The sequence below is a fragment of the Sphingomonas sp. UNC305MFCol5.2 genome (assembly GCF_000712135.1).
In the GTDB taxonomy this organism is placed as follows: Bacteria; Pseudomonadota; Alphaproteobacteria; order Sphingomonadales; family Sphingomonadaceae; genus Sphingomonas.
In genome coordinates this window covers 280368-307042 of record NZ_JOOE01000004.1, presented here as the reverse complement: position 1 = coordinate 307042, position 26675 = coordinate 280368, and the positions used below count along the sequence as shown (strand labels likewise).

Sequence of the window (26675 nt, the reverse complement as noted above, 5' to 3'; positions counted from 1 at the left end):
TCCGCTGCAAGTTACAGCCGGCTGACACCGACGTTCAGGGGCTATTCAATGGCCGAACCCTATGTCATGCGGATGAAGATGCTGGCGAAACCGGTTTTATGCGCATGCCTGGCAGGCCTCTCGCTCGTCGGGAGCGCCGACGCGCGCGTCCTCCTGGTCGGACAAGACAGCAATCAGGAAGCCGCCAACCAGCGCCGCCAGCGGGGCCAGAACCTCCCGGTCCGCGAGATCGAACGGCGAGTGATCCCCCGCATGCCCGGGGCGCAATATCTCGGATTCGATTACGATCCCTCGACGGACATTTACACGCTCAAGTTCCTGCGCAATGGATCGGTGATCTGGGTGGATGCCGACGGGCGGACGGGCAACATCATTCGACGCACGGGCAATTGAGCGCCGGCTACGGGCGCGAGCACAGGGATTAGAGCATGCGACTTTTGATCGTCGAGGACGAACCCAATCTCGGACAGCAGCTCCGCAATGCGCTGGAGGGCGCAGGCTATGCGGTCGATCTCGCCACCGATGGCGAGGAGGGGCATTTCCTCGGCTCGACCGAACAATATGACGCCGTCATCCTCGACCTCGGCCTGCCCGAGATCGACGGGCTGACCGTGCTCGACCGCTGGCGCAAGGAAGGCAAGACCACGCCGGTACTGGTGCTCACCGCGCGCGACAGCTGGTCGGACAAGGTGGCCGGGCTCGATGCCGGCGCCGACGATTATGTCGCCAAGCCCTTCCAGACGGAGGAACTGATCGCCCGCCTCCGCGCGCTGATCCGCCGTGCCTCGGGCAATGCCTCCGCCGAACTGATCGCCGGTGACATCCGCCTCGACACGCGCTCGGGCAAGGTCACCAAGGCGGGCGAGCCGGTCAAGCTCACCGCGCAGGAATACAAGCTGCTCAGCTATTTGCTTCATCACAAGGGCAAGGTGGTCAGCCGCACCGAGCTGATCGAGCATATCTACGATCAGGATTTCGATCGCGATTCGAACACGATCGAAGTGTTCGTGACGCGGATCCGCAAGAAATTGGGCGCCGACGTGATCACCACCATCCGGGGGCTGGGCTACAGCCTCGAGGAACCCGCGGACGCCTGAGATGGAACTCGAAGGGGACAATGCCCCGTCCCCTGTGAGCGTCGAGGCGGCGCCCGAACCCCAGCCACGCCAATATGCGCGCGCCCGCGGCTCGGTGAGCCGGCGGATGATCCTGATCGCCAGCGCGTGGATCTTCGTGCTGCTGGTCGGCGGCGGCTACGCCCTCAATGGCGTGCTGACCACTGCGCTCACTCGCAATTTCGACGAGCAGCTTGATTATCTGCTGACCTCCATGATCGTCTCAGCCGAGCTCGACTCGCTTGGGCAAGTCATCCTGAATCGCGAATTGGCGGACCAGCGCTTCCTAGAACCCGGTTCGGGCGCTTATTGGCAGATCAGTGGCAAGGGATTCGAACCTTTCCCCTCGCGCTCGCTGTGGGACCGCAGGCTGCGTGTCGATCAGCACCACGACGACCGCGAACTTCATATCTACGACAGCGACGAGTTCGTCGACAAAACCCCGCGCGCCGATCGCGATCCCAACGATCCCAGCAACCAGCTGCTGCGGATCGCCGAACGCGACCTGAAACTCCCCGGATCGCCGGTCCGCTGGAAGTTCCAGGTGGCGCAGAGCCGCGACGGGCTCGACGCGCAGATCGCGACCTTGCGGCGGACCTTGGTGCGCAGCTTCGTGTTGCTAGGGCTCGGGCTGATCGTGATGGTCGGGCTGCAGACCTGGTACGGCCTGCTGCCGCTGCGGAAGGTGCGCAAGGAGATCGCACGATTGCGCGCGGGCAAGTCGAAGCGGATCGAGGATCGCATGCCCGCCGAAATCGCGCCGATGGTCGAGGAATTGAATGCTTTGGTCGAGCACAACGACCGTCAGGCGGAGGAGGCCCGGCGACATGCCGGCAATCTCGCCCACGCCCTCAAAACCCCCCTCAGCGTGATCATGAACGCCGCCGCAGCGGGACAGGAAGACCTGGCCCCCACCGTAATTCGCGAGGCGCGGACAATGCGCCGCCAGATCGATCACCATCTCGCCCGCGCCCGCGCCGTCGGCCGCCGCGGCAGCGCACACAGCCGCGCGCAAGTCTGGCCATCGATCGAGGCGGTCGAGCGGGCGGTGGCCCGGCTCTATCCCAATGTCCGCATCGACGTGGACGGCCAGAAGGGCCTGATCGCGCATATCGAACGACAGGACCTCGACGAGATCCTCGGCAATTTGGTGGAGAACGCCGCCAAATATGGCGGCGGCAGCGTGTTCATCACCGCGGGCGTGCAGGCGGGTTTCGTCGAGATCATCGTCGAGGACGATGGCCATGGTATTCCCGAGGCCGACCGCATCCGCATCTTCAACCGCGGCGTCCGGCTCGACAGCGGCAAGCCCGGCACCGGGCTCGGCCTCGCCATCGTTCGCGACGTCGCCGAGATCTACGACGGCACCGTCAGCCTTGAGGAGAGCGACGATCTTGGCGGGCTGCTGGTGCGCCTGCGACTGCCGGCGGCGAGCTGATCTAGAGCGCGCGCATCGCCTCGGCGGCGATCGTCAGGCTTTTCTTGCGCGCAATGTGATCGAACATCGCACTGGTGAACATCAGCTCGTCGGCGCCGGTGCGGGCAATGAAGGCGGCGAGCTGGTCGCGAACCTTGGCAGGCCCGCCGATTGCGCTGGCCGAGAGTACCTGATCGAGCATCGCATTGCCGTGCGGCCCGAGGCTCTCCCGATAACCATGGACCGGCGGGGGAAGCTGGATACCGCGCCCGATGGTACGGATCGCGACGAAGGCTTGTTGTTGGGAGGTGGCTAGATATTCAGCTTCTTCGTCCTCTTCCGCAGCGAAGACGTTGAAGCCGAGCATCAGATGCGGCGCGTCGAGCACCGCCGAAGGCTGGAAATTGCGGCGATACAGCTCGATCGCCTCGTCGAGCAGGCCCGGCGCGAAATGCGAGGCGAAGGCGTAAGGCAGCCCCAGCGCCGCCGCGAGCTGCGCGCCGAACAGGCTCGAGCCGAGGATCCACAGCCTGACGTCCGCTCCGGCGCCGGGCGTGGCGCGCACCCCGGTCCGGCCGTCATCGGCGAAATAGCTCTGCAACTCGAGCACGTCCTGCGGAAATTCGTTGCCGTCGCCACCCAGCCCGCGCCGGATCGCCGCCGCGACGCGCTGGTCCGACCCCGGCGCACGGCCGAGCCCGAGGTCGACGCGGCCGGGGAACAGCGCGTCCAGCGTGCCGAACGCCTCCGCGACCTGCAGCGGCGAATGGTTGGGGAGCATGATCCCGCCTGCCCCCACCCGGATCGTCGCGGTCGCCGCACCGACATGGGCGATGACCACCGCAGTGGCGGCACTGGCGATACCCTCCATGCCGTGGTGCTCGGCGACCCAATAGCGCGTGAAGCCGAGGCTTTCGGCATGGCGCGCGAGATCGGCGGCATTGGCCAGCGCCTGGGCGGCGCTCCCGCCCTGGACGATGGGAACGAGATCGAGCAGCGAATATGCGGTCATCGCCGGGAGATGGGTGGCGCCCGCCGTTCGCGCCACCCGAAGCTTTGCTATCAGCCGGTGAAGAAGGTCCTCAGAACCCCAAGGTCAGCCGCACCGCGCCGCCCTTGTCGCTGGCGAACGAGGCATAATTGCCCGGGTTGCGCCGCAGGAACAGGTTGCTGCTGAGATCGCCGCCGAGCAGCGGCCAGCTGTAGCGCAGCTCGTAATCCACCTCGCGGCCCTGCGGTGCGAGATTGATGAAGCCCCGATCCCAGGCACGCACCGCCATGGTCGAATAATCCCAGTCGGCAGGGAGCGCGATACCGATCCCCCCGCGCGCGACCCGGAGCGGCTGAGCGATGCGGAAGCCCAGGCTGTCGGCGCGGGTGAAGAGTCCGGTCTTGCCGATGTCCGCAGCGAAGGCATTGGTGCGAATCAGGCCGCTCCCCTCGACGCCATCGCGCAGCTTCGCGCTGGTCCAGCCCTGCCGCATCGAGCCGCCGAGCGACCAGCCCGCGCCCATGTCGTAACGCAGCCCGAGATCGACGAAATTGCTGTCGGCACGCGCCGCGCCGAGCCCGCCGCTGAACCGTGCGCCGAGCACCGTGTCACGCTCGCTGAGCCGGGTCAGCGACAGCCCCGCGCGCAGATTGCCGAAGCTGCGATCGAGTCCCAGGGTCGTCCGCCAATAACCCGAGCGCTGCGGATCCCAGCGCAGCGCCGCGAACTGGGTGTCGCGCCGGCTGAGCACCTGACCCTGCTCCTGCGCGAGGCTGACGCCCCACCGTCCAAGCGACTGACGCACCGCGACCGAACCGCGCACGTCGACGTCGAAGCCGGCGCTGTGCAGCGGATCGCGCGCGACGAGGAAAGCGGGTTCGTCACGTCCGGCGAGCCGCGCGGTGAGCGTGTTTCCACTCTCCGACGCGCCGATCGCGAACTGCGCCCTGCTGCCCAGCTTGCCGCTGACCGTGGCGGCGAGCATCCGCGCCACGCCGGCATCGCGGGTGCCGATGCCGAGTGGTTCGATCCGGACCGTGTCGCGCGTCGGCACCAGCGACACCGCGACGCTGAGATCGCGCACCCCCGCCGAGAAGCTGCGCTGACGCGTCGCCATCAGCGCGGGAAGCCGACGCGCCGGACCCTGGCGGACGATCGAGCGCGCGAGCTCGGTCGCGAAGGCGCGGTCGAACGAATCGAGCACCACCGCGCCGAGCGCGCCCTGCGGCGCATCGCCCATCGGCGCGGAGAGCGCGCCGTTGACGCCGGAGGATACCACCCCGCTCGAACCGGCGAGCGACATGGTGCCGACCGGCTGGAAGGCGCGCGTGAGATCGAGCACGCCGCGGCCATAGACCGGGTCGACACCCGCCGCGCCGACGTCGCGCGCGGTCGCGTACAGGAGCTGGACGATCTGGGCGCCGGTGAGGTTCGGAAATGCCTGCGCAAGCAAGGCGACCGCGCCCGCGATCTGCGGTGCCGAGAAGGAGGTACCCGACCAGAGCATCGCCGTGTTGGTCTGGTCCGGCGCGCGTACGCGCTCGCCGACCGCGGCAAGAAAGGCGTTGGCGCCGCTGCCCGCGCGGTTGCTGAAGGTCGAGATCTGGTCGGTGGTGTTGACCGAGCCGGCGATGATCACGAGGCCGCGCGCCCCTGCGCTGGCCGCGGCGCCACCGGCGAACGGATCGGGGTTCACCCCTTCGGGCTTGTCGCCGTCATTGCCCGCCGAGATCACGATGACGATCCCCGCCGCCGTGGCGTCGTTGATCGCCTGGAGCAGCCGCGCGTTGGGAGAATCGCCCCCGAGCGAGATGTTGACCACGCGCGCGCCGCCGGTGCGCGCGGCATCGAGTCCCGCCGCGATCGCATTGTCGCCGAAGCTGCAGCCGCTGTCGGGATCGGTGGCGTTCTCGGTCGCGCAACTGCCCGGGGTGTCGGCGCGCGCGACGATGAGCTGCGCGTCGAACGCGACGCCGTGGGTGCCGGCATCGTTGCGGCGCCCGGCGATGGTGAAGGCCACCGCAGTGCCATGCCCGCCTTCGTCGTCGATCGTGCTGTTGCCGGCGGTGGCGATCGACGCCCCCGCGATACGGCATGAACCCGTGCCGATCCCGCCCGAGCAATCACCGAACTCGGCGCTCTGCAAGTCGATGCCGCTGTCGATCACGCCGACGCGGATGCCCGCGCCGGTGCCGCCATGGCTGTAGGCAGTGAGCGCATTCATCGAGACCGCACCGATCGTCGCGCGATATTCGGCCGTGTCGTAGTTCACGCTCGGCGTCGGCGTCGGCGTCGGAGTGGGTACGGGCGTGGGTGTCGGCACCGGTGCGGGTGTCGGCGCGGGCACCGGTGCCGGCATCGGGTTGACTCCGCCGCCGCCGCCGCCGCAGGCGGCAAGCGCGAGGAAGCCGCTCATCGCCGCGCTTCGCATCAATCGCGCATGAAATACTGCCCGCATCCTGGTGATCCCTGTTGGATATGCACGGTAGCGCAGATATGTTTTGCAGCCTTTACCGTAGCTTAATGCCAATCTACCCTGCTGCCTTGCGGTGCTCGCGTCCACTCCGTAGAGCCCCGTTCCGATGCTTTCCGCGCTCTCCCATATCCGCAACTGGATCTTCGATCTGGACAACACGCTCTACCCGGTGAGTGCGAACCTCTTCACCATGATAGACGCGCGGATCGGCGAATATGTGCGGACGCTGCTCAATTGCACGCCCGAAGAGGCGCACCGCATCCAAAAGGGCTATTTCCACGCGCACGGCACCACGCTTTCGGGGCTGATGGCGGAGCACGGCGTCGATCCGCACCATTATCTGGCCGATGTGCACGACGTCGACATGGACGTGCTGGAGCGGAACGAGGCGCTGATCGAGGCGCTGGCGCGGTTGCCGGGGCGTAAGCTGGTCTTTACCAACGGCGACGCGCCTTATGCAGGCAAGGTGCTCGACCGGCTGGGGCTAAGCGAGACCTTCGAAGCGATCCACGACGTTCATGCCACCCAATATCGCCCGAAGCCCGATCCCACCGCCTATCAGGGACTGTGCGACGCCTATGGGCTCGACCCCGCGGAGTCGCTGTTCGTCGACGACATGGCGCGCAACCTGAAGCCCGCCAGGGCGATCGGCATGACCACGGTCTGGGTCGACAACGGATCCGAGCAGGGACCCGGCGAAGACCGCAGCTTCATCGACTATACCGTGGCCGACCTCGGCCAATGGCTGCACGAAATATTGGAGGATTGACGTGACCGACCGGACCAATCTCGCCGCCACCATCGATGCCGCCTGGGAAGAGCGCGCGAGCTTCAGCCCCCACAGCCAGGGCCGGGTGCGCACCGCAGTCGCCGAGGCGTTGCGCCTGCTCGACCGCGGCGAAGCGCGGGTGGCGGAGCCGGTGGGCGACGGCTGGCAAGTCAACCAGTGGCTCAAAAAGGCGGTGCTGCTCTCCTTCCGGCTGAACGACAATGTCGTGATGCCGGGCCCGGGCAATGCCAGCTGGTTCGACAAGGTGCCGTCCAAGTTCGCCGAATGGGGCGACCACAGCTTCCGCGAAGCGGGCTTCCGCGCGGTACCGGGCAGCATCGTCCGCTACGGCGCCTTCATCGGCAAGGGCGCGGTGCTGATGCCCAGCTTCGTCAATATCGGCGCCTATGTCGGCGAGGGCACGATGGTCGATGGCTGGGCGACGGTGGGCAGCTGCGCGCAGATCGGCAAGAACGTCCACCTGTCGGGCGGCGTCGGCATCGGCGGAGTGCTCGAGCCGCTCCAGGCCGATCCGGTGATCATCGGCGACGGCGCATTCATCGGCGCGCGCGCCGAAGTGGCCGAGGGCGTCCGCGTCGGCGAAGGCGCGGTGCTGTCGATGGGCGTCTATCTCGGCGCCTCGACCAAGATCATCGATCGCGCGACCGGCGAAGTGCATCGCGGGCACGTGCCGCCTTATTCGGTGGTAGTGCCGGGCAGCACTGGCGGCGGCGACGGCAAGCCGGGGCTCTATTGCGCGGTGATCGTCAAGACCGTGGATGCCCAGACGCGCTCGAAGACGGGCATCAATGAGCTGTTGAGGGACTAGGACGGATCGACATTCAGGCGAGCGAGGCCTTCGAGATCCTCCCCCGGAAGGGGGAGGTGGCACGCGCAGCGTGACGGAGGGGGCGGAAGCACTGCGCTCAATGGGAGAGTGCGCTGCTTACCTCCCCCCCCCCCCCCCCCCCCCCCCCCCCCCCCCCCCCGGGGGGGGGGGGGGGGGGGGGGGGGGGGGGGGGGGGAGGGGGCGGAAGCACTGCGCTCAATGGGAGAGTGCGCTGCTTACCTCCCCCTCCGTCGCCTTCGGCGACACCTCCCCCTGGCGGGGGAGGATTTGAATGTCGATCCGTCCTAGACCCAATACCGTCACCCCGGCCGAAGTGCCGGGGTCCACCGGGAGGCAAGGGAAGCGCAAGCGGCTCGAGGCCAGCCGACGTGGCACAGTGGACCCCGGCACTTCGGCCGGGGTGACGGAGTAGTGGATGACCGAACCCAAGACCGACCGTAGATCGTCATGCCGGCGGAAACCGGGATCTCGTGCGGCTCCAGTCCCGCGCCATCGCCTGAGATCCCGGCTTTCGCCGGGATGACGGGGCGGCATAGATAGTCTCAGGCGTTACGGCTTTCATCCGGGCGGCGAGATGGCGTAGAGCGTCGGCATGACCGAAAGCATGACCTATGGGCGCTATCTCGCGCTCGATCAGCTCCTCACCGCCCAGCATCCGCTGTCGGACCGGCATGACGAACTGCTGTTCATCATCATCCACCAGACCAAGGAGTTGTGGCTCAAGCAGATGATTGCCGAGTTGTTGCCGGCCAAGGCACTGGTGCGCGCGGGGCGGCTGATCGAGGCGTATAAGGGGCTTGCCCGGGTGAGCCGGATCCAGGCGGTGATGACGCTCAGCTGGGACGTGCTAGCGACGATGACGCCGTCCGATTACACGCATTTCCGTGAAGTGCTCGGCCCGAGCTCGGGCTTCCAGTCGGACCAGTTCCGCGCGGTCGAGACCTTGCTCGGGGTACGCGGCGGAGGCGTGCCGGGGCCGCTGACCACCGAATATGCGGCCGCGCCGAGCCTGTGGGACGATGCCAATGCAGCGCTCTCACGGGCAGGCTTCGACGTTCCCGCCGAAGCCCTGACACGCAACTGGCCCGACAAATACGAGCCCAACGATGCGGTCCGCGAGGCCTGGACCATCGTCTATCGCGATCCGACGACGCATTGGGATCTCTACCAGCTCGCCGAGAAACTGGTCGATATCGACGATGCGCTCGCCACATGGCGGCACAAGCATGTCCTCACCGTCAGCCGCGTCATCGGGATGAAGCGGGGCACCGGCGGCACTGCGGGCGTGCCCTATCTCGAATCGACCTTGGCCAAGCGCGCCTTTCCGGAGCTGTGGTCGCTCCGCACCGACCTGTGAAATCGTACAAACGCCTGTTCCAGCGGGCGATCGCCGCGGCGCCCGAACGGCTGCACTTCGCTGCGCACTCGCATCACCTGTGGCCCGACGCCTCCTATGTCGGCCAGCTCGCCGCATGGGAGGACGGCGTGCGCCTCGCCGACCGCAAATGGGAGCGGGTGATGGGCGAGATCTGGCCCGCCGCTCAGGGCCATGTCGCGGCGGAGCTGGGGCTGCCGGATCCTTCGACCGTCGTCTTCGCGCCCAATACGCACGAGTTGCTGCTCCGCATCGTCTCGGCGCTGCCGCGGCGGCCGCTCCGCATCCTGACCAGCGGCGGCGAATTCCACAGCTTCCGGCGGCAGAGCGCCCGGTGGGAAGAGGCAGGCAGCGCAGTGGTCGAGCGCTTGCCGCTGGAGCGCATCGTCGAAACCGCGCGTGGCGGCGGGCACGATCTGATCTTCGTCAGCCACGTCCAATTCGGCACCGGGCATGTCTTCGACGGGATCGCCGAACTGGCGGCGCTCGCGCGACCGGAAGGGCCATGGGTGGTGATCGACGGCTATCACGGTTTCATGGCGCTGGAGACCGATCTCTCGGCGGTGGCGGATCGGGTGTTCTACCTCGCCGGCGGCTACAAATATGCGATGGCGGGCGAGGGCTGCGCCTTTCTCCACGCGCCCCCGGGCTATGGCCCGCGTCCCGAGATCACCGGCTGGTATGCCGAGTTCGACGATCTGTCGCTGCCGCCGGGGTGCATCGGCTATGCACCTGATGCGCGGCGCTTTCTGGGTGCCACCTTCGATCCCTCGGGTATCTACCGGTTCGTCGCGGTGCGCGACATGCTGCGGCAGGAGGGGCTGGGCACCAGCGTCATCGCGGCGCATGCGGAGGCGCTGAAAGAGCGTCTGTTGGCGGAACTGCCGCTGAAGGCGGAGCTGCTCAATCCGGGGTCTCCGGCGCGGTTTCTGGCGCTGCGCTCGCCCGAAGCGGCGCAGTGGAAGGCGGCGCTGGAAGCGGAGGACGTCATCGTCGACGTGCGCGGCGACGTGCTGCGGATCGGGTTCGGAATGTACCAGGATGCGCGCGATCTGGAGGAGCTGATCGGGGCGCTCAGCCGACTCTAGGCACGCCCAGCCGCGGGATCTCGATCTTGGGACAACGGTCCATCACCACCTTGAGGCCTGCCGCCTCCGCCCGGGCGGCCGCTTCCTCGTTGATCACGCCGATCTGGAGCCAGACCGATTTCGCGCCGAAGGAGATCGCGTCGTCGACTGCCTCGCCCGCCGCGATGGACCGGCGGAAGATGTCGACCATGTCGATGGGCTCGCCGATCTGCGTGAGATCGCGGAACACGAACTCGCCGTGGATGTGCTCGCCGGTGATCTGCGGGTTGACCGGGATCACCCGGTAGCCCCGGCTCTGGAGATAGGCCATCACGCCGTAGCTCGGCCGGTCGGGCCGGTCCGACGCGCCGATCATCGCGATCGTCCGCGTCTCCTCGAGCAGTTCCCGGATATCTTCGTCGCGCGTGAGCGGCATGGTCAGCCTCCGTTTGCGGTGAGCCAGTCGTCCAGCCTTGCCGCCAATGCGGCGAACGTCTCCGCCTGCGGGCCGTTCCCCGCAGCCGGCGGATCGCCGGCGTCCGAGGCGGTGCGGATCGCCAATTCGAGCGGCACGCGACCGAGGAAGGGCAGTCCCATCCTGCCCGCCGCGGCCTCCGCCCCGCCGCTGCCGAACGGGTCCGAGACCTCGCCGCAATGCGGGCAGGCATAACCGGACATGTTCTCGATCACGCCGACGATCGGCACGTTGACCTTGTTGAACAGGTCGATCGCGCGGGTCGCGTCGATCAATGCGAGATCCTGCGGCGTCGAGACGATGATCGCCCCCGCCGGCTTGTGCTTCTGGACCATCGTCAGCTGGAGATCGCCGGTGCCGGGCGGGAGGTCCATGATCAGCACTTCGGCGTCGCCCCAATCGGCATCGACCATCTGGCCGAGCGCGCCGCCCGCCATCGATCCGCGCCATGCGATCGCCTGCCCCTCCGGCACCAGCCCGCCCATCGACAGCAACGGCACGCCGAATTTGGTCTGGACCGGGATCAGGGTCTTTTCGCGCGCCTGCGGGCGGATGCCCTCGACGGCGAGCAGCCGAGTCTGCGACGGTCCATAGATATCGGCATCGACCAGTCCGACCCGCCGTCCGCGCCTCGCCAGCGCGATCGCGAGGTTCGCGGCGATTGTGGACTTGCCCACCCCGCCCTTGCCGCTCGCCACCGCGATCAACCGGCGCGTGCGCCGCTCGCTGGTGAGCAGCACGCGAACTTCCGCGACGCCCGGCGCAGCCTCTGCAGTCCGCCGCACATCGGCCTCCATCTCGTCTCGCGCCTCGGGCCCGAGCCCCGTCACGTCGAGCACGATGCTCGCTTTGCCCCCCTCGACGCGCACCGTCGCGCGGCCCGCCGCGATCGGCGCGAGCGCCGCCTTCAAGCTCTCTGTATCGGTCATAACGGGCCAGATAGGCGCACAATCGGCGGCTGCCACTGTAAATCCGCGCTCGTGACCTTATAAAGACAGGCATGATGAACCTATCGGGCTGGCGCGGACTGGCCGGCATCTTCAAGAACGAAGCCCCCAAGAGTCCGTGGGGCAGTGGCGGCGGAAGCGGCGGCGGCTCCGGCAATGGAAATGGCGGCGGCGGCGGTGGACCCCGCAACCCCTGGTCGTTCCCGCCGGACGGCAAGCGCCCGCGCCCCGGTGCATCAAGCCTCGACGAGCTGCTCAAGCGCGCCCGTGGCGGCGGCGGCGGCGTTCCCGGGCTTCCGACCGGCAGCCGGCTGTGGATGCTGGTGATCGGCGGCCTGCTGCTGATCTGGATACTCTACACGAGCATTCATCCGATCGGTCCGCGCGAACGCGGCGTCGTGACGACGCTCGGTTCCTATTCGACCACGCTGACCCCCGGTGTCCGGCTGACGCTGCCCGCGCCGCTCCAGCTCGTCGACGTCGTCGACGTCGCGAACATCCGCACCGAGAATTTCCCCGCCAGCGGCGAGAATCTGATGCTGACCGGCGACCAGAACATCGTCGATCTCGCTTATTCGGTGCGCTGGGACATCAGCAGCGCAGTCGACTACAAGTTCCAGATCGCCAAGCCCGAGGATACCGTGCGCGCGACTGCCGAGAGCGCGATGCGCCAGATCGTCGCCACGACGACGCTCAACGAAGCCATCGGCCAGGGCCGTGCGCGGATCGAGGGGCAGGTCCAGGCGGCGATGCAGCAGATCCTCGATCAATATCGTTCGGGCATCCGCATCCAGGGCGTCGCGATCCAGAAGGCGGCCGCACCGCAGGCCGTCGACGAGGACTTCAAGCAAGTCACCGCCGCGCAGCAGGAAGCGCAGGCCAACAAGAACAACGCCAACGCCTATGCCCAGCAGGTGCTCGCCGCCGCGCAGGGCGAAGCGGCGGAGTTCGACAAGATCTATGAGCAATACAAGCTCGCACCCGAGGTGACCCGACGCCGCATGTATTACGAGACGATGGAACAGGTGCTTTCGCGCACCAACAAGACGATCGTCGAGGCGCCCGGCGTGACGCCTTATTTGCCGCTGCCGGCCGTGCGCGGCGGAGGCGGCACGCCCGCTGCCGACGCTACCGTCCGGCCCCAGGCCCAGGCGGGAGCCGCCCGATGACCGCCAGCTGGTTCCGCAGTCCGATCGGCATCGCCATCGCCGTGATCCTCGTGCTCGTGGTGCTGATGAGCACGATCGCGATCGTCCCCGAAAGCAAGCAGGTCGTGATCCTGCGGCTCGAACAGCCGCTCCGCACGGTCAACGCCTATCGGCCGGGCGAGCAGTTCGGCCGCACCCAGGCGGGGCCGATCTTCCGCATCCCGTTCATCGACCGCGTCGTGTGGGTCGACAAGCGCGTGCTCGACATCGACTTGCCCAACCAGCCGGTGCTCTCCACCGACCAGTTGCGGCTCGAGGTCGATGCCTATGCCCGGTTCCGCGTGGTCGATCCGCTCAGGATGGTCGTGACCGTGGGCTCCGAGGAACGCGTGCGCGATCAGCTGCAGCCGCTGTTCGGCTCTTCGCTGCGCAACGAGCTCGGCAAGCGGCCCTCGTCCACCTTGCTCAGCCCCGAGCGGGGCGAAGTGATGGACAATATCCAGAACGCGCTGCAACGGCTGGCCAGCCAGTACGGCGTCGAGATCGTCGACGTCCGGATCAAGCAGACCGAGCTGCCGAGCGGATCGCCGCTCGACAGCGCGCTCAACCGGATGGCGACGGCCCGGCGGCAGGAAGCGGCGACGATCAAGGCGCAGGGCCTGAAGGAAGCGCAGATCATCCGCGCCACCGCCCAGGCGCAGGCCGCGCAGGTCTATGCCCAGGCGTTCAACAAGGACCCGGCCTTCTACGACTTCTACCGCGCGATGCAGTCCTATCGGACGACCTTCCTCGCGCAGGGCGAAGGCAAGGGGGATACGTCGATCGTGCTGTCTCCGCAGAACAGCTATCTGCGCGAGTTCATGGGGCAACGATGATCCTGCAGCTTCGTTCATATTCAATCAGCGTTCAGCATTCGGGCGCGACAAACGCGCCCGAATACATGCTCATCCTTTGAAGGGATTCGTATCCGTGCGTTACGCCTACGCTCTCACCACTGCCCTTGCCCTGAGCGGCGCCGCCGCCGTCATGACGCTGAACACCACCGCCGGCGCGCAGACCGCGCAGAACGAGCCGGGCGCGATCCAGGCGAGCGTGCCGCGCGCCGGCGCGCCGATGAGCTTCGCCGACATGGTCGCCAAGCTCCAGCCCGCGGTGGTCAACATCTCGACCACGCAGCGCGTGCAGGTGAACACCAATCCGTTCGCCGGCACGCCCTTCGAAGGGCTGGTCCCCGGCCAGGGCGGCCAGCCGGTGACGCGCCAGGCCGAATCGCTCGGTTCGGGCTTCGTCATCTCGGCCGACGGCTATGTCGTCACCAACAACCACGTCATCTCCGCCGGCCAGCGCGGCGCCGTGGTCGAATCGATCACGGTCACCTTCCCCGATCGCCGCGAGTTCAAGGCCAAATTGATCGGCCGCGACGTCCAGTCGGACCTCGCGGTGCTCAAGATCGAAGGCACCAACCTGCCCTTCGTCCGCTTCGGCGATTCGCGCCAGGCGCGCGTCGGCGACTGGGTGGTGGCGATCGGCAATCCGTTCGGCCTCGGCGGATCGGTGACCGCGGGCATCATCTCGGCGACGCACCGCGTCACCGGCCAGGGCGGCGCCTATGACCGCTTCCTCCAGACCGACGCCTCGATCAACCGGGGCAATTCAGGCGGCCCGATGTTCGATCTGCAGGGCAACGTGATCGGCATCAACTCGCAGATCCTCTCGCCGACCGGCGGCAATGTCGGCATCGGCTTCGCGATCCCCGCCGAACAGGCCAAGCCGATCGTCGACACGCTGATGGGTGGCGGCGCGATCAAGCGCGGCTATCTGGGCGTGCAGATGCAGGAACTGACCGCCGATCTCGCCGAATCGTTCGGCGTGCCCAAGAATGGCGGTACCATCGTCGCGCGAGTCGAGCCCGGCCAGGCCGCCGAGAAGGCAGGCATCCGCCAGGGCGACGTGATCGTCCGCGTCAACAACCAGGACGTCACGCCCGACCAGACGCTGAGCTTCATCGTCGCCAATGTCGCCCCCGGTTCGCGTATTCCGGTCGACTTGATCCGCGACGGCAAGCGCCAGACGGTGACCGTCACCGTCGGGACCCGTCCGCCCGAGGAGGAGCTTGCGCAGCAGCAGTTCGATCCCGAGGACAATAACAGCGGGCCGCAGGACGGCGAGACGATGGGCGCCGCGTCGCTCGGCATCGCGCTCACGCCGCTGACTCCGCAGATCGCGCGCTCGATCGGTGCCGATGCCAATGCGCGGGGCGTGGTGGTGCTCGGTGTCGATGCGAGCAGCGACGCCGCCGGCAAGGGCCTTGCCCGCGGCGACCTGATCACCACGGTCAACCGCACGCCGGTCACCACCGCGGCGGACGTCGCGCGCATCGTCGGCCAGGCCAAGAGCGGCGGCGCCAAGCAGGTTCTGCTGTTCGTCCAGCGCCGCGGGCTCGGCCGCTATGTGTCGGTGCAGATTCCCGGCTGATCGAACGCCTTCAATGGCTGACTATTGCCCGTTTCTCCCCTAGAACCGGTCTTCTGAAAAGGAGTTCGGCATGGCGGGAGAGACGGGCATTTTCATAGGCGCGGCCGGCGAGGCCCGCCAGGAGCTGATACTCCGCCGCGCCAATCGCCACGGGCTGATCGCCGGCGCGACCGGCACCGGCAAGACCGTGACGCTGCAGGGTCTGGCCGAGGGTTTCTCGAATGCCGGCGTCCCGGTGTTCGTCTCCGACGTGAAGGGCGATCTTTCCGGGCTGGGCATGGCCGGATCGCCGACCTCCAAGATGCACGAGATCTTCGCCAAGCGCGCGCAGGAGATCGGCGACGCCGAATGGCGCTATGGCGAACTGCCGGTGCAGCTCTGGGACCTGTTCGGCGAGCAGGGCCATCCGATCCGCGCGACGATCTCCGAGATGGGGCCGCTGCTGCTCGCGCGGCTGCTCGATCTCAACGAGACGCAGGAAGGCGTGCTCAACGTCGCCTTCCACGTCGCCGACGAGGAAGGGCTGCTGCTGCTCGACCTTGACGATCTGCAATCGATGCTCGCGCATTGCGCCGAGCGGGCGGGCGAGCTCTCGACCAAGTTCGGCAACATCACCAAGGCGAGCGTCGGCACGATCCAGCGCCAGTTGCTCCAGCTGCGGACGCAGGGCGCCGAACATTTCTTCGGCGAGCCGGCGCTCGACATCGGCGAGTTCATCCGCACCGACGATCGTGGAAGGGGCGTGGTCAACATCCTCGCCGCGGACAAATTGATGGCGAGCCCGCGGCTCTATGGCAGCTTCCTGCTGTGGATGCTGTCCGAGCTGTTCGAAACACTTCCCGAAGTCGGCGATCCCGACAAGCCCAAGCTCGTCTTCTTCTTCGACGAGGCGCATCTGCTGTTCGACGATGCGCCCAAGGCGCTGCTCGACAAGATCGAGCAGGTCGTGCGGCTGATCCGATCGAAGGGCGTCGGCGTCTATTTCGTCACGCAGAACCCGATCGACATTCCCGAGGACGTGGCGGGACAGCTCGGCAACCGGGTGCAGCATGCATTGCGGGCGTTCACGCCCAAGGACGCCAAGGCAGTGAAATCCGCTGCGGAAACCTTCCGCGCCAATCCCGATGTCGATGTCGCGACGGTGATCACCGAGCTTAAGGTCGGCGAGGCGCTGGTCTCGGTGCTGCAGGAGGATGGTTCGCCCTCCCCGGTGCAGCGCACCTTGATCCGCGCGCCGGGGACTCGCGTAGGGCCGCTGGTGCCGGCCGAGCGCGCGGTGCTGATCACCACCGACGCGGTGGGCGATAAATACGACACGCTGATCGATCGCGAATCCGCCGAGGAGATCCTTGCGGCAAAGGCCAATGAGGCCGTCGCCGCCGCCGCCGAGGCGCAGGCCGAGAGTGAGGCCGACAAGGCCGCCGCCGCGCAGGCGAAGGAGGACGCGCGGCTGGCCAAGGAGGCTGAGCGCACTCGCCTCGCCACCGAACGCGCGCAGGCGACCGCGACATCGCCCTGGGCCAAGATGGCGACTTCCGCCGCACGCTCGGCTTCGTCCTCGCTCGGCCGCCAGGTCGCGAACGAGATCGGCCGCGAGATCTTCGGCGGCAGCAAGCGGCGCTCGTCCGGCGGCGGGCTCGGCGCGCAACTGATCCGCGGGGTTCTGGGCGGGCTGTTCAGAGGCTGACAAGCGCGGCATAGTATCTCCCGATACCTTGGGGAGATAAGGACTTGGCGACCGACGCCGCGGCCCGTGCGCCGCTAGAACTCACGCTTCGCGGCGTTTTGCTGGGGGGCGCGATCACGCTGCTGTTCACTGCGGCGAACGTCTATGCGGGCCTCAAGGTCGGGCTGACCTTCGCGACCTCGATCCCCGCCGCGGTGGTCTCGATGGCGATCCTGCGCTTCTTCCGCGGCGCCACGATCCTCGAGAACAACATCGTCCAGACCATCGCGAGCGCGGCGGGCACCCTTGCCGCCATCGTCTTCGTGCTGCCGGGGTTGATCATGGTCGGCTGGTGGTCGGGCTTCCCCTATTGGACCACGGTGGCGGTGTGCATCACCGGCGGGGTGCTCGGCGTGATGTTCTCGGTGCCGCTCAGGCGCGCGCTGGTGACGGGATCGGACCTTCCCTATCCCGAGGGCGTCGCCGCAGCCGAAGTGCTCAAGGTCGGGTCGAACAGCCGCGCCGGCGATGTCGAGAACGCCAGGGGACTGCGCGTGCTGATGCTCGGCTCGCTCTTTTCGGGTGGCTTCGCATTGCTCGCCAAGATGAAGCTGGTCGCCGAGGAAGCCGGCAAGAATTTCGCGATCGGCGGCACCGCTTCCGGTTTCTCGACGAGCTGGTCGATGCTGCTGATCGGCGTGGGGCATCTCGTCGGCATTTCGGTGGGCGCGGCGATGTTCTTCGGGATGTTGATCTCGTGGACCGTGCTCGTGCCGTATTTCGCATCGGGCGGTGACTTCTCCGCCGGCATCGACGCGCTGGTCGGCGGCACGTTCCGCGGCCAGGTGCGCTTCATCGGCGCCGGCACGATCGGCGTGGCGGCGATCTGGTCGCTGCTCAAGATCATCGGTCCGATCATCGCGGGGCTCCGTTCGGCGCTGGCGGCATCACGCGCGCGCACTGCGGGCGAGACGCTCGATTTGACCGAGCGCGACTTGCCGATCGGCGTAGTTGCGCTGGTCTCGCTGCTGATCCTCGCGCCGATCGCCTGGCTGCTCTGGGACTTTTCCACCGGCGGACCGGTGCACGATTATCCGGTCGCGGTGATCGGCGGCTCGCTGGTCTATGTGCTGATCGTCGGCGTGCTGATCGCAGCGATCTGCGGCTATATGGCGGGCCTGATCGGTGCGTCGAACTCGCCGGTCTCCGGCGTCGGCATCCTCGCGGTGCTCGGCGCGTCGCTGCTGCTCGTGCTGATCTTCGGGCACGAAGCCGATCCGACGCGGACCAACGCACTGATCGCCTATGCGCTGTTCACCACGGCGATCGTCTTTTCGATCGCGACGATCTCGAACGACAATCTCCAGGATCTCAAGACCGGCCAGCTGGTCGGCGCGACGCCGTGGAAGCAGCAGGTCGCGCTGGTGATGGGCGTGGTGTTCGGCAGCCTCGCGATTCCGCTGGTGCTCGATCTGCTCAAAAGCACCCTCGGCTTCGTCGGCATGCCCGGTGCCGGCCCCAACGCGCTCTCCGCGCCGCAAGCCGCATTGATTTCGTCGATCGCCAAGGGCGTGCTGGGCGGCGATATCGACTGGGGACTGATCGGGATCGGCGCGGCGATCGGCGTTGGCGTGATCCTCATAGACGAGACGCTCGGCCGCGCCGGCAAGATGCGCCTGCCGCCGCTCGCCGTGGGTATGGGCATCTATCTGCCGATGGCGCTCACCTTGCTGATCCCGGTCGGCGCGCTGATCGGCAATTTCTACGACCGCTGGGCCAAGCGCAGTGCCAATCCGGACTTCGCAGAGCGGATGGGCGTGCTGGCGGCGACGGGGCTGATCGTCGGCGAGAGCCTGTTCGGCGTCGCGTTCGCGGGCATCCTGGCCTGGGCGAATCGCACTTCGCCGATCCCGCCCAACGACGCGCCTCTCGCGCTGATGGGCGAGAGCTTCGAGAGGGTGGCATTGTGGCTGGCGCCGCTCTTGTTCTTCGGGCTGATCGCAATCGCCTATGCGATCACGCGGCGAATGGTGGCCAGCGTGCCGCCGAGCAACATGCCCGAGGGCGAAGCCGACATCGCGACCTACCGGTGACTTGAATCCTCCCTCGCTTCGGCGGGGGAGGATTCAGAAAGTCAGTCCATCTGCTCCAGCAGCGACTTGATCGGCACGAACGCGAACGCCACCGAGCTGTCGGCCACCCCATAAGGGATGAACAGCTTGCTGCCGTGCCGGATCGCGCCGCAGGTGTAGACGACGTTGGGGACATAGCCCTCGCGGTCCTGATCCGCCGCCGCCAGCAGCGGCTCCTTCGAGCGCGCAAGCACTTTCGACGGATCGTTCTTGTCGAGCAACGCCGCGCCGATCGAATATTTGCGCATCGCGCCGACGCCGTGGGTGAGCACCAGCCAGCCCTCGTCCACTTCGATCGGCGGGCCGCAATTGCCCATCTGGACGAGCTCCCACGGATATTGCGGCTTGATCAGCAGCTCGCCGCCTTCCCAATGGGTGATGTCGTCCGAGGTGTGGAGGAAGATGTTCTCGCCGTCCTGCCGGCCGAGCATCATGTACTTGCCATCGATCTTGCGCGGGAACAGCGCCATGCCCTTGTTGCGCGAGGCGCCGCCGCTCATCGGCACGAGATCGATCGCGCGCCAGTCGCGCGTGCGCATCAGCTCCGACTGGATCACCGAGCCGTTATAGGCGGTGTAGGTGCCGATCCATTCCTCGCTGCCGTCGTCATGCGTGAAGTGGCAGATGCGCAGATCCTCGAGTCCGTTGGACTGCGCCTTGGTGATCGGGAAGATGACGGTGCCCGACAGAGTCGAATCGCGGTGGCGATACACCGTCACCGGCCCCTCGGGTATTTTTGCCTCTTCCTCTTCGCGCGCATCGGCGGCGGTGGCGAAGGGGGGTTCGGGGGCGAGAGTCAGTTCGTTCTTGTCGGTGATGATGCCTTCGCGGAACGATACCGACGAAATGTGCCCCTCGCCCACCGCGCGCAGCGACATGAGGATGCGGAGCGAACCCTTGGGCATGCCCGACTGATCGTAATGCGGCACCGCGCTGGGGTTCATCAGCGCGGCGGCGGCATAGCTGTATTCGTGGCAGAAATAGGCGCCGAGCAGCTGGCGCTTCTCGTCGCCGATGTCGCCGCCGTCGAGCTTGAGCATCTCCTCGATCTCGTCATAGCGGGTCATGAACACGCGGCGCGTTTGCCAGTGGCGTGCCTCGAAATCCTTGAGCACGATCTCGAGCTGCGCGCTGGCCTCACCCGGCGACATCGCCAGCACTTTCTGGACGATGCGCTCGGAGCGGCTCGGGCCCGAGCCGTTTTGTGCCCAGGCGATGTGAAAGGGGCGAACCACAACGCGCGACGGATCTGCCCGCAGCCGCAGCGTGTGATTGAACAATTCCTGCATCAACCCCCCGTACCGTCCGAAAGCCGGCGCGCAGGGTTACGCGACAGCGGTGCGCGGGGTGCTTGCCACGTTTTCGGAGGGCTTTGAAAGGGCGGAAATGGCGCAATTCGCCAATTGGAGCGCCAGAATCGACTCGGCGCCCTGATTCCGGTTCAAACCGGTTGGCATCAGCCCGTCGAAGCAACCGCCGTCCGCGGCAGTCGCAAGCGGCAATTCAAGGTCGTTCGCGCCGAGATACCAGCGATAGGCCCGCATCGCCTCCTCGTGCCAGCTTCTGTCGCCGGTCACCTGATGCGCCGCGACGCAGGCATCGATAGTGGCCTGCGCCTCCAGCGGCTGCTGATCGAAAGGCAAGGGGTCCGAATAGGAGCGCCCGAAGCTTTCGGTCCCCACCGCACGGAAACGTCCCTCCGGCGAGGTCTGGCGTCCTACGATCCATGCGAGCGTTTCGAGCCCGACCGCGATGAAGTCCGGACGGTGCAGCACTTCGCCCGCGCGCAGCAGCGCCTCGGGAAGCCGGGCATTGTCGTAAGCGAGAACGATCTCGAACCACTGCCATTCGGGGCGCCGCGCCTCGTCCAGCAGCGTGATCAGCTCCTCGCCGTACCGCGTGAGGATCGTCCGCGAGAGCGCGTGGCCCGGATGCGCCTCGATCATCGCGGCGGCGCCCAGCATCGCGAAGGCATGGCTGCGTGGCGCTTCGAGCTCGAGCGCGATCGATGCGGTGGTGTCGAACAGCACCGAGGCCCAGTCGCGATGCTTCTGCGCCCGCGCGTCCCGCGCGGTGACGCCGAGCGCCCAGATCGCGCGACCGTTCGAATCCTCCGACCCCACGTCCTCGCACCAGGTGCGATCGAAATTCATGAAGTTGCGGAAGCGGCGCTGATCGGGGTTCCAGGCATATTGGACGAACGACGCATAAACGCTCGTCCAATTGTCACGCACGGCCTCGTCGATCCCGTCGATCTTCGACATCAGGATCAGCGCGCGGGCATTGTCGTCGATGCAATAGCCGTGGCGGCGATCGGGCACCGAATAGATCGAATGCTGCAGTATGCCGGTCGAATCACTCATCCGCTCGACCGCGGCGAGATTGGGCTGGAGCGTGGCGAGCTCGGCGGTCGACTTGGCGAAGCGGTGCGGCTGGGCGGCGACGATCGCAGCCAACTCGATCATCGCATTCTCGGCGAGACGCGGCCAGATCATCGTGCGGCCCCGGGCATAAGCGCGCTGCGCCAGCGCCAGCCGTTCTCCCTCGTCGGTCAGCAACCGGTCGATCTCGCGCGCGAAGCCGGCGCTGTCGCCGAAATTGACGAGCACGCCATGATTGTCGGCAAGGATCTCGGTGGCGTGAACATACGGCGTCGAGATCACCGGCTTGCCTACGCCGATGGCGTAGGAAAGCGTACCCGAAGTGATCTGCGCCGGATTGTTGTACGGCGTGACGTAGAGATCGGCTGCCTGGAGATAGTCGATCAGCTCGTCATGTTCGACGAAAGCATCGATGAACTGGACATGCGCGGCGACGCCTTTTTCCTCGGCTAGCGCCTTGAGCCGATCGCGATATGCCTCGCCTTCGTGCGCGACGAGATTGGGATGCGTCGCGCCGAGCACCACGTACAGCGCGCGCGGGTGATTGGAGACGACCTGCGGCAGCGCCGCGATCATCGTTTCGATACCCTTGTTGGGCGCGAGCAGGCCGAAGGTCAGCACCACCTCGCGGCCTTCCCAGCCGAACCGGGCCTTCATGCTGTCCGGATCGGCAAAGGCGCGATCGGGCACGCCGTGCGGGATCATCACGATGCTCTTGTCGTCGGCACCGTGGACGCGCTTGAGAATATCGCGCCCCTTCTCCGCCATGACGATGATCCGCGACGAGCGGCGGAGCAGGGCCTCCATCACCCGGCGCTCGTCGGCGCTGGGCCGTTCGAGCACGGTGTGGAGCGTGGTGATGACGGGGATCGAGAGCCGGTCGGTCAGCGCGATCAGGAAGTCGCCCGCCGGGCCGCCATAGATGCCGTATTCGTGCTGGATCCACAGCGCCTGCGCGCCGCTCGCCTCGATCGCGCGGGCGGCATCGAGATAGGCGGCGCGATCATGCTGCGGGATCGCGCGCGTAACCGCATCGGGATAATCGTAACGGCCGGGATGATCGTCCATCGCATAGACGTCGACCTGAAGATCGGGATAGCGCTGCTTGAGCGCGTTGAAAGTGTCCGTCGTATAGGTCGCGATGCCGCATTTGCGCGGCAGGAAATTACCGATGAGCGCTAGATGGTCGATACCCGGTGCGAGCATGAACGGCGCCATTCCCTTTCCTTCGCTACTGCAACAATCGGGCTGTCCAAAGCCCGTTCCCGCCTCCCAACTCTTGCAAAGCAATATGGTTTCATTCTTGTTGCATTGCAACATCAATGAATCCGACGAATCGTGTCGTAAATCTGAGGTTCAGCCTCGGCCGCGATATCCGGGTACGTCCTGCGGCGGAATCCAGACACCGGCGGGAGCCTCTCCCGACTGCCAGAAGACGTCGATCGGGATGCCGCCGCGCGGATACCAATAGCCGCCGATCCGCAGCCATTCGGGCTTCATCTCGGCGAACAGCCGTTCGCCGATGCCGACGGTGCAATCCTCGTGGAAGGCGCCGTGATTGCGGAAGGATCCCAGGAACAGCTTGAGCGACTTGGATTCGACGATCGTCGCGCCGGGCACATAGTCGATCACGAGGTGCGCGAAATCGGGCTGGCCGGTGATCGGGCAGAGCGACGTGAATTCGGGCGCGGCGAAGCGGATCATATACCGGCTGCCGGGGCGCGGATTGGGGACATAATCGAGCTCGGCCGCTTCGGGCGAGGCGGGGAGCGCGGAGGTCTTGCCGAGATGTTTAGCGTCCATCGCGGGCATGTAGGCGTTTGCGGAGCGCTTTGCATCCTTCTAGGACCACAGCGATGGACGCACTCGTAACGACAGAGTGGCTGGCAGGCGCACTGGGCTCTGAAGGCCTCGTGATCCTCGACGCCACCTACACCTCGACGCTGCCGGGATCGGCGAAGCAGGACCCCGAAGCCGAATATGCCGCCGCGCACATTCCCGGCGCGCTGCTGCTCGACCTCGACACGTTGGTGGACGTGGACGACCCATTGCCGTCGATGCTGCCGCCGCGCGATCTGTTCGAGGCGCGGATGGCGGCACTGGGCATCACCGCGGAGAGCCGGGTGGTGCTCTACGACAACAGCCCGCACCATACTTCGTGCCGCGCCTGGTGGGTACTCGGCCGGTTCGGAGTCGAGGCCTCGTTGCTCGACGGCGGCATCGCGAAGTGGAAGGCGGAAGGCCGGCCGCTCGAACAAGATGCCCCGAGCCCCATTCGCAGCCGGTTCGAGGCCGGCGCGCCGCGGACGCAGGTGCGCAGCCTCGTCGAAATGCAGGCGACCGACGAGCAGATCGTCGATGCGCGCTCGGCGGCACGCTTCACCGGCGACGAGCCCGATCCGCGCAAGGAATGCGCCCCCGGCCATATCCCCGGGTCGAAGAACATCCCACAGGGCCGCTTTTTCGAGGCGGACGGCACCTGGAAATCGCCCGCGAAGCTCCGCGACCTCTTCGAGGAGGCGGGCCTCGATATTGGCAAGCCGCTGGTGGCGACGTGCGGATCGGGGATCACCGCGTCGGTGATCGCCTTCGCCGCGCACCTGCTGGGCCGCGATGTACCGGTCTATGACGGCAGCTGGTCCGAATGGGGCGCATCGCCCACGACCGCAAAAGCGCTGGGGCCGGCATGAGCGGCGAGAAGGATGCGACCAAAGTGGTCCAGGCCGGCCGGCGGCCCGAATGGACGCAGGGCATCGTCAATCCGCCGTTGTGGCGCGCCTCGACGATCCTCTACGATTCGGTCGCCGATCTCCGCGCGCGTGGCGCCGCCGACACCCACCACAAACTCTTTTACGGCCGGCGCGGGACGCCGACCCAATGGTCGCTCGCCGAGGCGCTGACCGAACTCGAGCCCGGCGCCGAGGCGACTTTACTCTACCCTTCCGGCGTGGCGGCAGTGGCCGCGGCCTTGCTCGCAGTGCTCTCGCCCGGCGACGAATTGCTGCTGGTGGACAGCGCCTATGATCCGACGCGCAATCTCGCGAACGGACTGCTCGAGCGTTTCGGCATCACCACCACCTTCTACGATCCGCTGATCGGCGCGGGCATCGCCGATCTCTGCACCGATCGCACCAAGGCGATCTTCATGGAGAGCCCTGGCAGCCTGACCTTCGAGGTGCAGGACATTCCCGCGATCGTGGGCGTCGCGAAGGAACGCGGTATCGCCACCCTGCTCGACAATACCTGGGCGACGCCGCTGCTGCTGCCCGCAATCCCGCTGGGCGTGGATTATTCGATCCTCGCCTGCACCAAGTACGTCGTCGGCCATTCGGACGTGATGCTCGGATCGGTGACCGCCGCCGAGGGCCAATATGAGCGGCTCCGCGCCGTGACCTACCAGCTCGGCCAGACCGCGAGCCCCGACGACGCCTGGCTCGGCGCGCGCGGTCTCAGGACGATGGCGGTGCGGCTCGACCAGCACGGCCGCTCGGCACTGAAGATCGCCAAGTGGCTCGAGACCCGGCCCGAAGTCGCACGCGTTCTCCACCCGGCGCTGCCCGGATGCCCGGGGCACGAAGCGTTCGTCCGCGACTTTCGGGGTGCATCGGGACTATTCTCGTTCGTGCTGAACGGAGGCACCGACAAGGCGCGCTCGGCGCTGATCGACGGGCTCAGGCATTTCGGGATCGGCTATAGCTGGGGCGGATTCGAGAGCCTCGCCATCCCGGTCGATCCGCAGCGCTATCGCAGCGCGACGAAGTGGGAAGCCGAAGGTCCAATGGTCCGCCTCCAGATCGGACTCGAAGATGCCGACGATCTGATCGCCGATCTCGAAGCGGGGCTGACCCGCTTCGCCGAGGTTTGCGGCTGATGGAGCGGCTCGGGGCCTGGCTGGCGGGACATAATCTGCCGGGCACCGCCGAGCTTTCGGAAGCCGCCATCGCCGGCGGGCTGACTACGATCGCGATGATCCTCGGCTGGCTCGCCGGACGGCATATCGGCTCGCGGATCGCCGCGGCCTGGGCAGAGCGCATCAACGGCAACGCCGCGACCTTCCACCTGCGCGCCTGCGCGATCGTGCGCTGGAGCTCGGCGGCGATCCTGCTCGGGCTGATCGCCGTGAGCTGGCCGTGGATGCCGCTGGGCGCGCTGGTCGTCGGGCTGGTCCAGGCCTTTTCGGTGGCGATGCTGGTGGTCGCCGTGCTGCGCGGCCTCAATCTGCCGCGCTGGGCGGCCTGGACACTGGCGGCGCTCGCCTTCGTCGCGGTGCTCAGCCATGCGATCGGCGGCTTCTCGGTGGTCGAGGTCACGCTCGATCGCGTCGGCATCCAGATCGGTCAGCGGCGCTTCTCTCTGCTCTCGGCGCTCACCATCGGCGTCACCATCCTGCTGTTGTTCGCCGGCGTGCGGCTCGCGAACAAATTGCTGAGCCATTCGATCGGCGGCGCGCGCGGCTTCGACCCGACGCAGAAGCTGCTCGTCCAGAAGCTGGCGGGCATCGCCGTGGTGGTGCTCGCCTTCTTCATCGGCGTCGACTTGCTCGAAGTGGATCTGACCGCTTTCACGGTCTTCTCGGGCGCGTTCGGGCTCGCGATCGGCTTCGGAATGCAGAAGACGATCGGCAATCTGATCGCGGGAATCATCCTGCTGATGGACCGCTCGATCAAGCCGGGCGACGTGATCGTGGTGGGCGACAGCTTCGGCTGGGTGAACAAGATCGGCGTGCGCGCGGTCTCGGTGGTCACCCGGGACGGCAAGGAGCATCTGATTCCGAACGAGAATCTGATGACGCAGGAGGTCGAGAACTGGTCGTACACCGATCGCAACGTCCGCGTCCGAATCCCGGTGACCGTCGCTTATGATTGCGATCTCAAGCTCGCGCAGGAACTGATGCTGCGCGCCGCCGCCGAGAGCCCGCGCGTGCTCGACAATCCGAAATCGAACGTGTGGCTGATGGCGTTCGGCCAGACCGGTGCCGAGCACGAGATCCTCGTCTGGATCAGCGATCCCGAAAGCGGCGTGGGCAATGTGAAGAGCGACGTGCTCAACCGGCTGTGGCTGCTGTTCAAGGACAACGGCATCCAGATCCCCTATCCGATCCGCGACGTGCGTGTGACACAGTGGCCGGGATCGCCGGAAGCCTGAGCGGCACGAGCCTTCAATCCTCCCCCGCCAGGGGGAGGTGTCAGCGAAGCTGACGGAGGGGGAGGAAGCATGGAGCGTAGTGAGTCCGCCCCCCCCCCCCCCCCCCCCCCCCCCCCCCCCCCCCCCCCCCCCGGGGGGGGGGGGGGGGGGGGGGGGGGGGGGGGGGGGGGGGGAGGAAGCATGGAGCGTAGTGAGTCCGCCCCCTCCGTCGCCTTCGGCGCCACCTCCCCCGCCAGGGGGAGGATA

General features: G+C 67.0%; 22 protein-coding genes. 15 read left to right on the top strand and 7 right to left on the bottom strand.

The window, feature by feature from the left end; all coding sequences use genetic code 11:
• Positions 1-48 precede the first annotated feature (48 nt).
• The 3 genes from BR78_RS0117545 (at position 49) to BR78_RS0117535 (ending at position 2553) form a co-directional block, all read left to right on the top strand.
• The gene (locus BR78_RS0117545) at positions 49-393 is read left to right on the top strand and encodes a hypothetical protein (protein WP_029937244.1); all 345 of its coding nucleotides are present in this window, start codon (positions 49-51) and stop codon (positions 391-393) included.
• A gap of 35 nt (positions 394-428) precedes the next feature.
• A complete protein-coding gene (locus BR78_RS0117540) occupies positions 429-1097 on the top strand; it encodes a response regulator transcription factor (protein WP_029937243.1) in 669 nt (222 codons plus the stop codon).
• Between the two features lie 106 nt (positions 1098-1203).
• Positions 1204-2553, top strand: coding sequence for a sensor histidine kinase (locus tag BR78_RS0117535; protein WP_029937242.1), 1350 nt, complete (start codon positions 1204-1206; stop codon positions 2551-2553).
• Position 2554: 1 nt separating this feature from the next.
• On the opposite strand, the gene BR78_RS0117530 is transcribed toward BR78_RS0117535, so the two are convergent.
• Both BR78_RS0117530 and BR78_RS0117525 read right to left on the bottom strand, forming a co-directional pair.
• On the bottom strand, positions 2555-3544 hold the full coding sequence (locus BR78_RS0117530; protein WP_029937241.1) for an LLM class flavin-dependent oxidoreductase: 990 nt from the start codon (positions 3542-3544) through the stop codon (positions 2555-2557).
• A gap of 70 nt (positions 3545-3614) precedes the next feature.
• Positions 3615-5981 carry a S8 family peptidase gene (locus BR78_RS0117525; RefSeq protein ID WP_231478304.1) on the bottom strand — a complete coding sequence of 789 codons (2367 nt, stop codon included), beginning with the start codon at positions 5979-5981 and terminating at the stop codon, positions 3615-3617.
• A 124-nt stretch (positions 5982-6105) separates the two neighbouring features.
• Between BR78_RS0117525 and BR78_RS0117520 the strand changes: the two genes are divergently transcribed.
• From BR78_RS0117520 to BR78_RS0117505, 4 genes are all read left to right on the top strand, one after another.
• Entirely contained in the window at positions 6106-6768 is a 663-nt protein-coding gene (locus BR78_RS0117520) for a pyrimidine 5'-nucleotidase (RefSeq protein WP_029937239.1), read from the top strand.
• Between the two features lies 1 nt (position 6769).
• Positions 6770-7597 carry a 2,3,4,5-tetrahydropyridine-2,6-dicarboxylate N-succinyltransferase gene (gene dapD, locus BR78_RS0117515; protein WP_029937238.1) on the top strand — a complete coding sequence of 276 codons (828 nt, stop codon included), beginning with the start codon at positions 6770-6772 and terminating at the stop codon, positions 7595-7597.
• A 613-nt stretch (positions 7598-8210) separates the two neighbouring features.
• On the top strand, positions 8211-8975 hold the full coding sequence (locus BR78_RS0117510) for a tryptophan 2,3-dioxygenase (protein WP_029937237.1): 765 nt from the start codon (positions 8211-8213) through the stop codon (positions 8973-8975).
• Positions 8972-10081, top strand: a complete 1110-nt coding sequence (locus tag BR78_RS0117505) for a class V aminotransferase (protein WP_029937236.1) — start codon at positions 8972-8974, stop codon at positions 10079-10081. The genes BR78_RS0117510 and BR78_RS0117505 overlap by 4 nt, the downstream gene beginning before the upstream one ends.
• Here BR78_RS0117505 and BR78_RS0117500 read toward each other — a convergent pair.
• Positions 10068-10496 (bottom strand): CoA-binding protein, encoded by a 429-nt coding sequence (locus BR78_RS0117500; protein WP_029937235.1) that lies wholly within the window; start codon positions 10494-10496, stop codon positions 10068-10070. The genes BR78_RS0117505 and BR78_RS0117500 overlap by 14 nt on opposite strands.
• Before the next feature lie 2 nt (positions 10497-10498).
• Positions 10499-11464 (bottom strand): Mrp/NBP35 family ATP-binding protein, encoded by a 966-nt coding sequence (locus tag BR78_RS0117495; RefSeq protein ID WP_029937234.1) that lies wholly within the window; start codon positions 11462-11464, stop codon positions 10499-10501.
• Between the two features lie 71 nt (positions 11465-11535).
• Here BR78_RS0117495 and hflK point away from each other — a divergent pair, with 71 nt between their 5' ends.
• The 5 genes from hflK to BR78_RS0117470 all read left to right on the top strand — a co-directional run bounded on the left by hflK (position 11536) and on the right by BR78_RS0117470 (position 18864).
• Positions 11536-12651 (top strand): protease modulator HflK, encoded by a 1116-nt coding sequence (hflK, locus tag BR78_RS0117490; protein WP_029937233.1) that lies wholly within the window; start codon positions 11536-11538, stop codon positions 12649-12651.
• Positions 12648-13505: a protease modulator HflC gene (gene hflC, locus BR78_RS0117485; RefSeq protein ID WP_029937232.1), complete on the top strand. Its 858-nt coding sequence runs from the start codon at positions 12648-12650 to the stop codon at positions 13503-13505. Before hflK ends, hflC begins: the two co-directional genes overlap by 4 nt.
• Positions 13506-13599: 94 nt before the next feature.
• The gene (locus tag BR78_RS0117480) at positions 13600-15105 is read left to right on the top strand and encodes a Do family serine endopeptidase (protein WP_029937231.1); all 1506 of its coding nucleotides are present in this window, start codon (positions 13600-13602) and stop codon (positions 15103-15105) included.
• A gap of 70 nt (positions 15106-15175) precedes the next feature.
• Positions 15176-16792 (top strand): helicase HerA-like domain-containing protein, encoded by a 1617-nt coding sequence (locus BR78_RS0117475; RefSeq protein WP_029937230.1) that lies wholly within the window; start codon positions 15176-15178, stop codon positions 16790-16792.
• Positions 16793-16836: 44 nt separating this feature from the next.
• Positions 16837-18864 carry an OPT family oligopeptide transporter gene (locus tag BR78_RS0117470; protein WP_051683399.1) on the top strand — a complete coding sequence of 676 codons (2028 nt, stop codon included), beginning with the start codon at positions 16837-16839 and terminating at the stop codon, positions 18862-18864.
• Positions 18865-18905: 41 nt separating this feature from the next.
• On the opposite strand, the gene BR78_RS0117465 is transcribed toward BR78_RS0117470, so the two are convergent.
• The 3 genes from BR78_RS0117465 to queF all read right to left on the bottom strand — a co-directional run bounded on the left by BR78_RS0117465 (position 18906) and on the right by queF (position 23096).
• Positions 18906-20192 carry a glycoside hydrolase family 130 protein gene (locus BR78_RS0117465; protein ID WP_029937228.1) on the bottom strand — a complete coding sequence of 429 codons (1287 nt, stop codon included), beginning with the start codon at positions 20190-20192 and terminating at the stop codon, positions 18906-18908.
• A 36-nt stretch (positions 20193-20228) separates the two neighbouring features.
• Entirely contained in the window at positions 20229-22502 is a 2274-nt protein-coding gene (locus BR78_RS0117460) for a glycosyltransferase family 4 protein (protein ID WP_029937227.1), read from the bottom strand.
• A gap of 138 nt (positions 22503-22640) precedes the next feature.
• Complete coding sequence (gene queF, locus BR78_RS0117455) at positions 22641-23096, bottom strand: preQ(1) synthase (protein ID WP_029937226.1); 456 nt, start codon at positions 23094-23096, stop codon at positions 22641-22643.
• A gap of 44 nt (positions 23097-23140) precedes the next feature.
• Between queF and BR78_RS0117450 the strand changes: the two genes are divergently transcribed.
• The 3 genes from BR78_RS0117450 to BR78_RS0117440 are packed head-to-tail and all read left to right on the top strand — an operon-like array spanning position 23141 to position 26429.
• Complete coding sequence (locus BR78_RS0117450; protein ID WP_025587194.1) at positions 23141-23974, top strand: sulfurtransferase; 834 nt, start codon at positions 23141-23143, stop codon at positions 23972-23974.
• On the top strand, positions 23971-25155 hold the full coding sequence (metC, locus tag BR78_RS0117445) for a cystathionine beta-lyase (protein WP_029937225.1): 1185 nt from the start codon (positions 23971-23973) through the stop codon (positions 25153-25155). Before BR78_RS0117450 ends, metC begins: the two co-directional genes overlap by 4 nt.
• Positions 25155-26429: a mechanosensitive ion channel family protein gene (locus tag BR78_RS0117440; RefSeq protein WP_029727443.1), complete on the top strand. Its 1275-nt coding sequence runs from the start codon at positions 25155-25157 to the stop codon at positions 26427-26429. Before metC ends, BR78_RS0117440 begins: the two co-directional genes overlap by 1 nt.
• The last annotated feature ends 246 nt before the right edge of the window (positions 26430-26675 follow it).

Excerpts from the sequence above, each read along its gene's own strand:
- BR78_RS0117525 (WP_231478304.1), bottom strand. The coding sequence starts at position 5,981 with ATGCGGGCAGTATTTCATGCGCGATTGATGCGAAGCGCGGCGATGAGC.
- BR78_RS0117440 (WP_029727443.1), top strand. The coding sequence starts at position 25,155 with ATGGAGCGGCTCGGGGCCTGGCTGGCGGGACATAATCTGCCGGGCACC.
- BR78_RS0117510 (WP_029937237.1), top strand. The coding sequence starts at position 8,211 with ATGACCGAAAGCATGACCTATGGGCGCTATCTCGCGCTCGATCAGCTC.
- BR78_RS0117450 (WP_025587194.1), top strand. The coding sequence starts at position 23,141 with ATGGACGCACTCGTAACGACAGAGTGGCTGGCAGGCGCACTGGGCTCT.
- hflK (WP_029937233.1), top strand. The coding sequence starts at position 11,536 with ATGATGAACCTATCGGGCTGGCGCGGACTGGCCGGCATCTTCAAGAAC.
- BR78_RS0117500 (WP_029937235.1), bottom strand. The coding sequence starts at position 10,496 with ATGCCGCTCACGCGCGACGAAGATATCCGGGAACTGCTCGAGGAGACG.
- BR78_RS0117540 (WP_029937243.1), top strand. The coding sequence starts at position 429 with ATGCGACTTTTGATCGTCGAGGACGAACCCAATCTCGGACAGCAGCTC.
- BR78_RS0117535 (WP_029937242.1), top strand. The coding sequence starts at position 1,204 with ATGATCCTGATCGCCAGCGCGTGGATCTTCGTGCTGCTGGTCGGCGGC.
- metC (WP_029937225.1), top strand. The coding sequence starts at position 23,971 with ATGAGCGGCGAGAAGGATGCGACCAAAGTGGTCCAGGCCGGCCGGCGG.
- BR78_RS0117475 (WP_029937230.1), top strand. The coding sequence starts at position 15,176 with ATGGCGGGAGAGACGGGCATTTTCATAGGCGCGGCCGGCGAGGCCCGC.
- BR78_RS0117530 (WP_029937241.1), bottom strand. The coding sequence starts at position 3,544 with ATGACCGCATATTCGCTGCTCGATCTCGTTCCCATCGTCCAGGGCGGG.
- BR78_RS0117520 (WP_029937239.1), top strand. The coding sequence starts at position 6,106 with ATGCTTTCCGCGCTCTCCCATATCCGCAACTGGATCTTCGATCTGGAC.
- BR78_RS0117545 (WP_029937244.1), top strand. The coding sequence starts at position 49 with ATGGCCGAACCCTATGTCATGCGGATGAAGATGCTGGCGAAACCGGTT.
- BR78_RS0117495 (WP_029937234.1), bottom strand. The coding sequence starts at position 11,464 with ATGACCGATACAGAGAGCTTGAAGGCGGCGCTCGCGCCGATCGCGGCG.
- queF (WP_029937226.1), bottom strand. The coding sequence starts at position 23,096 with ATGCCCGCGATGGACGCTAAACATCTCGGCAAGACCTCCGCGCTCCCC.
- BR78_RS0117460 (WP_029937227.1), bottom strand. The coding sequence starts at position 22,502 with ATGGCGCCGTTCATGCTCGCACCGGGTATCGACCATCTAGCGCTCATC.
- BR78_RS0117465 (WP_029937228.1), bottom strand. The coding sequence starts at position 20,192 with ATGCAGGAATTGTTCAATCACACGCTGCGGCTGCGGGCAGATCCGTCG.
- hflC (WP_029937232.1), top strand. The coding sequence starts at position 12,648 with ATGACCGCCAGCTGGTTCCGCAGTCCGATCGGCATCGCCATCGCCGTG.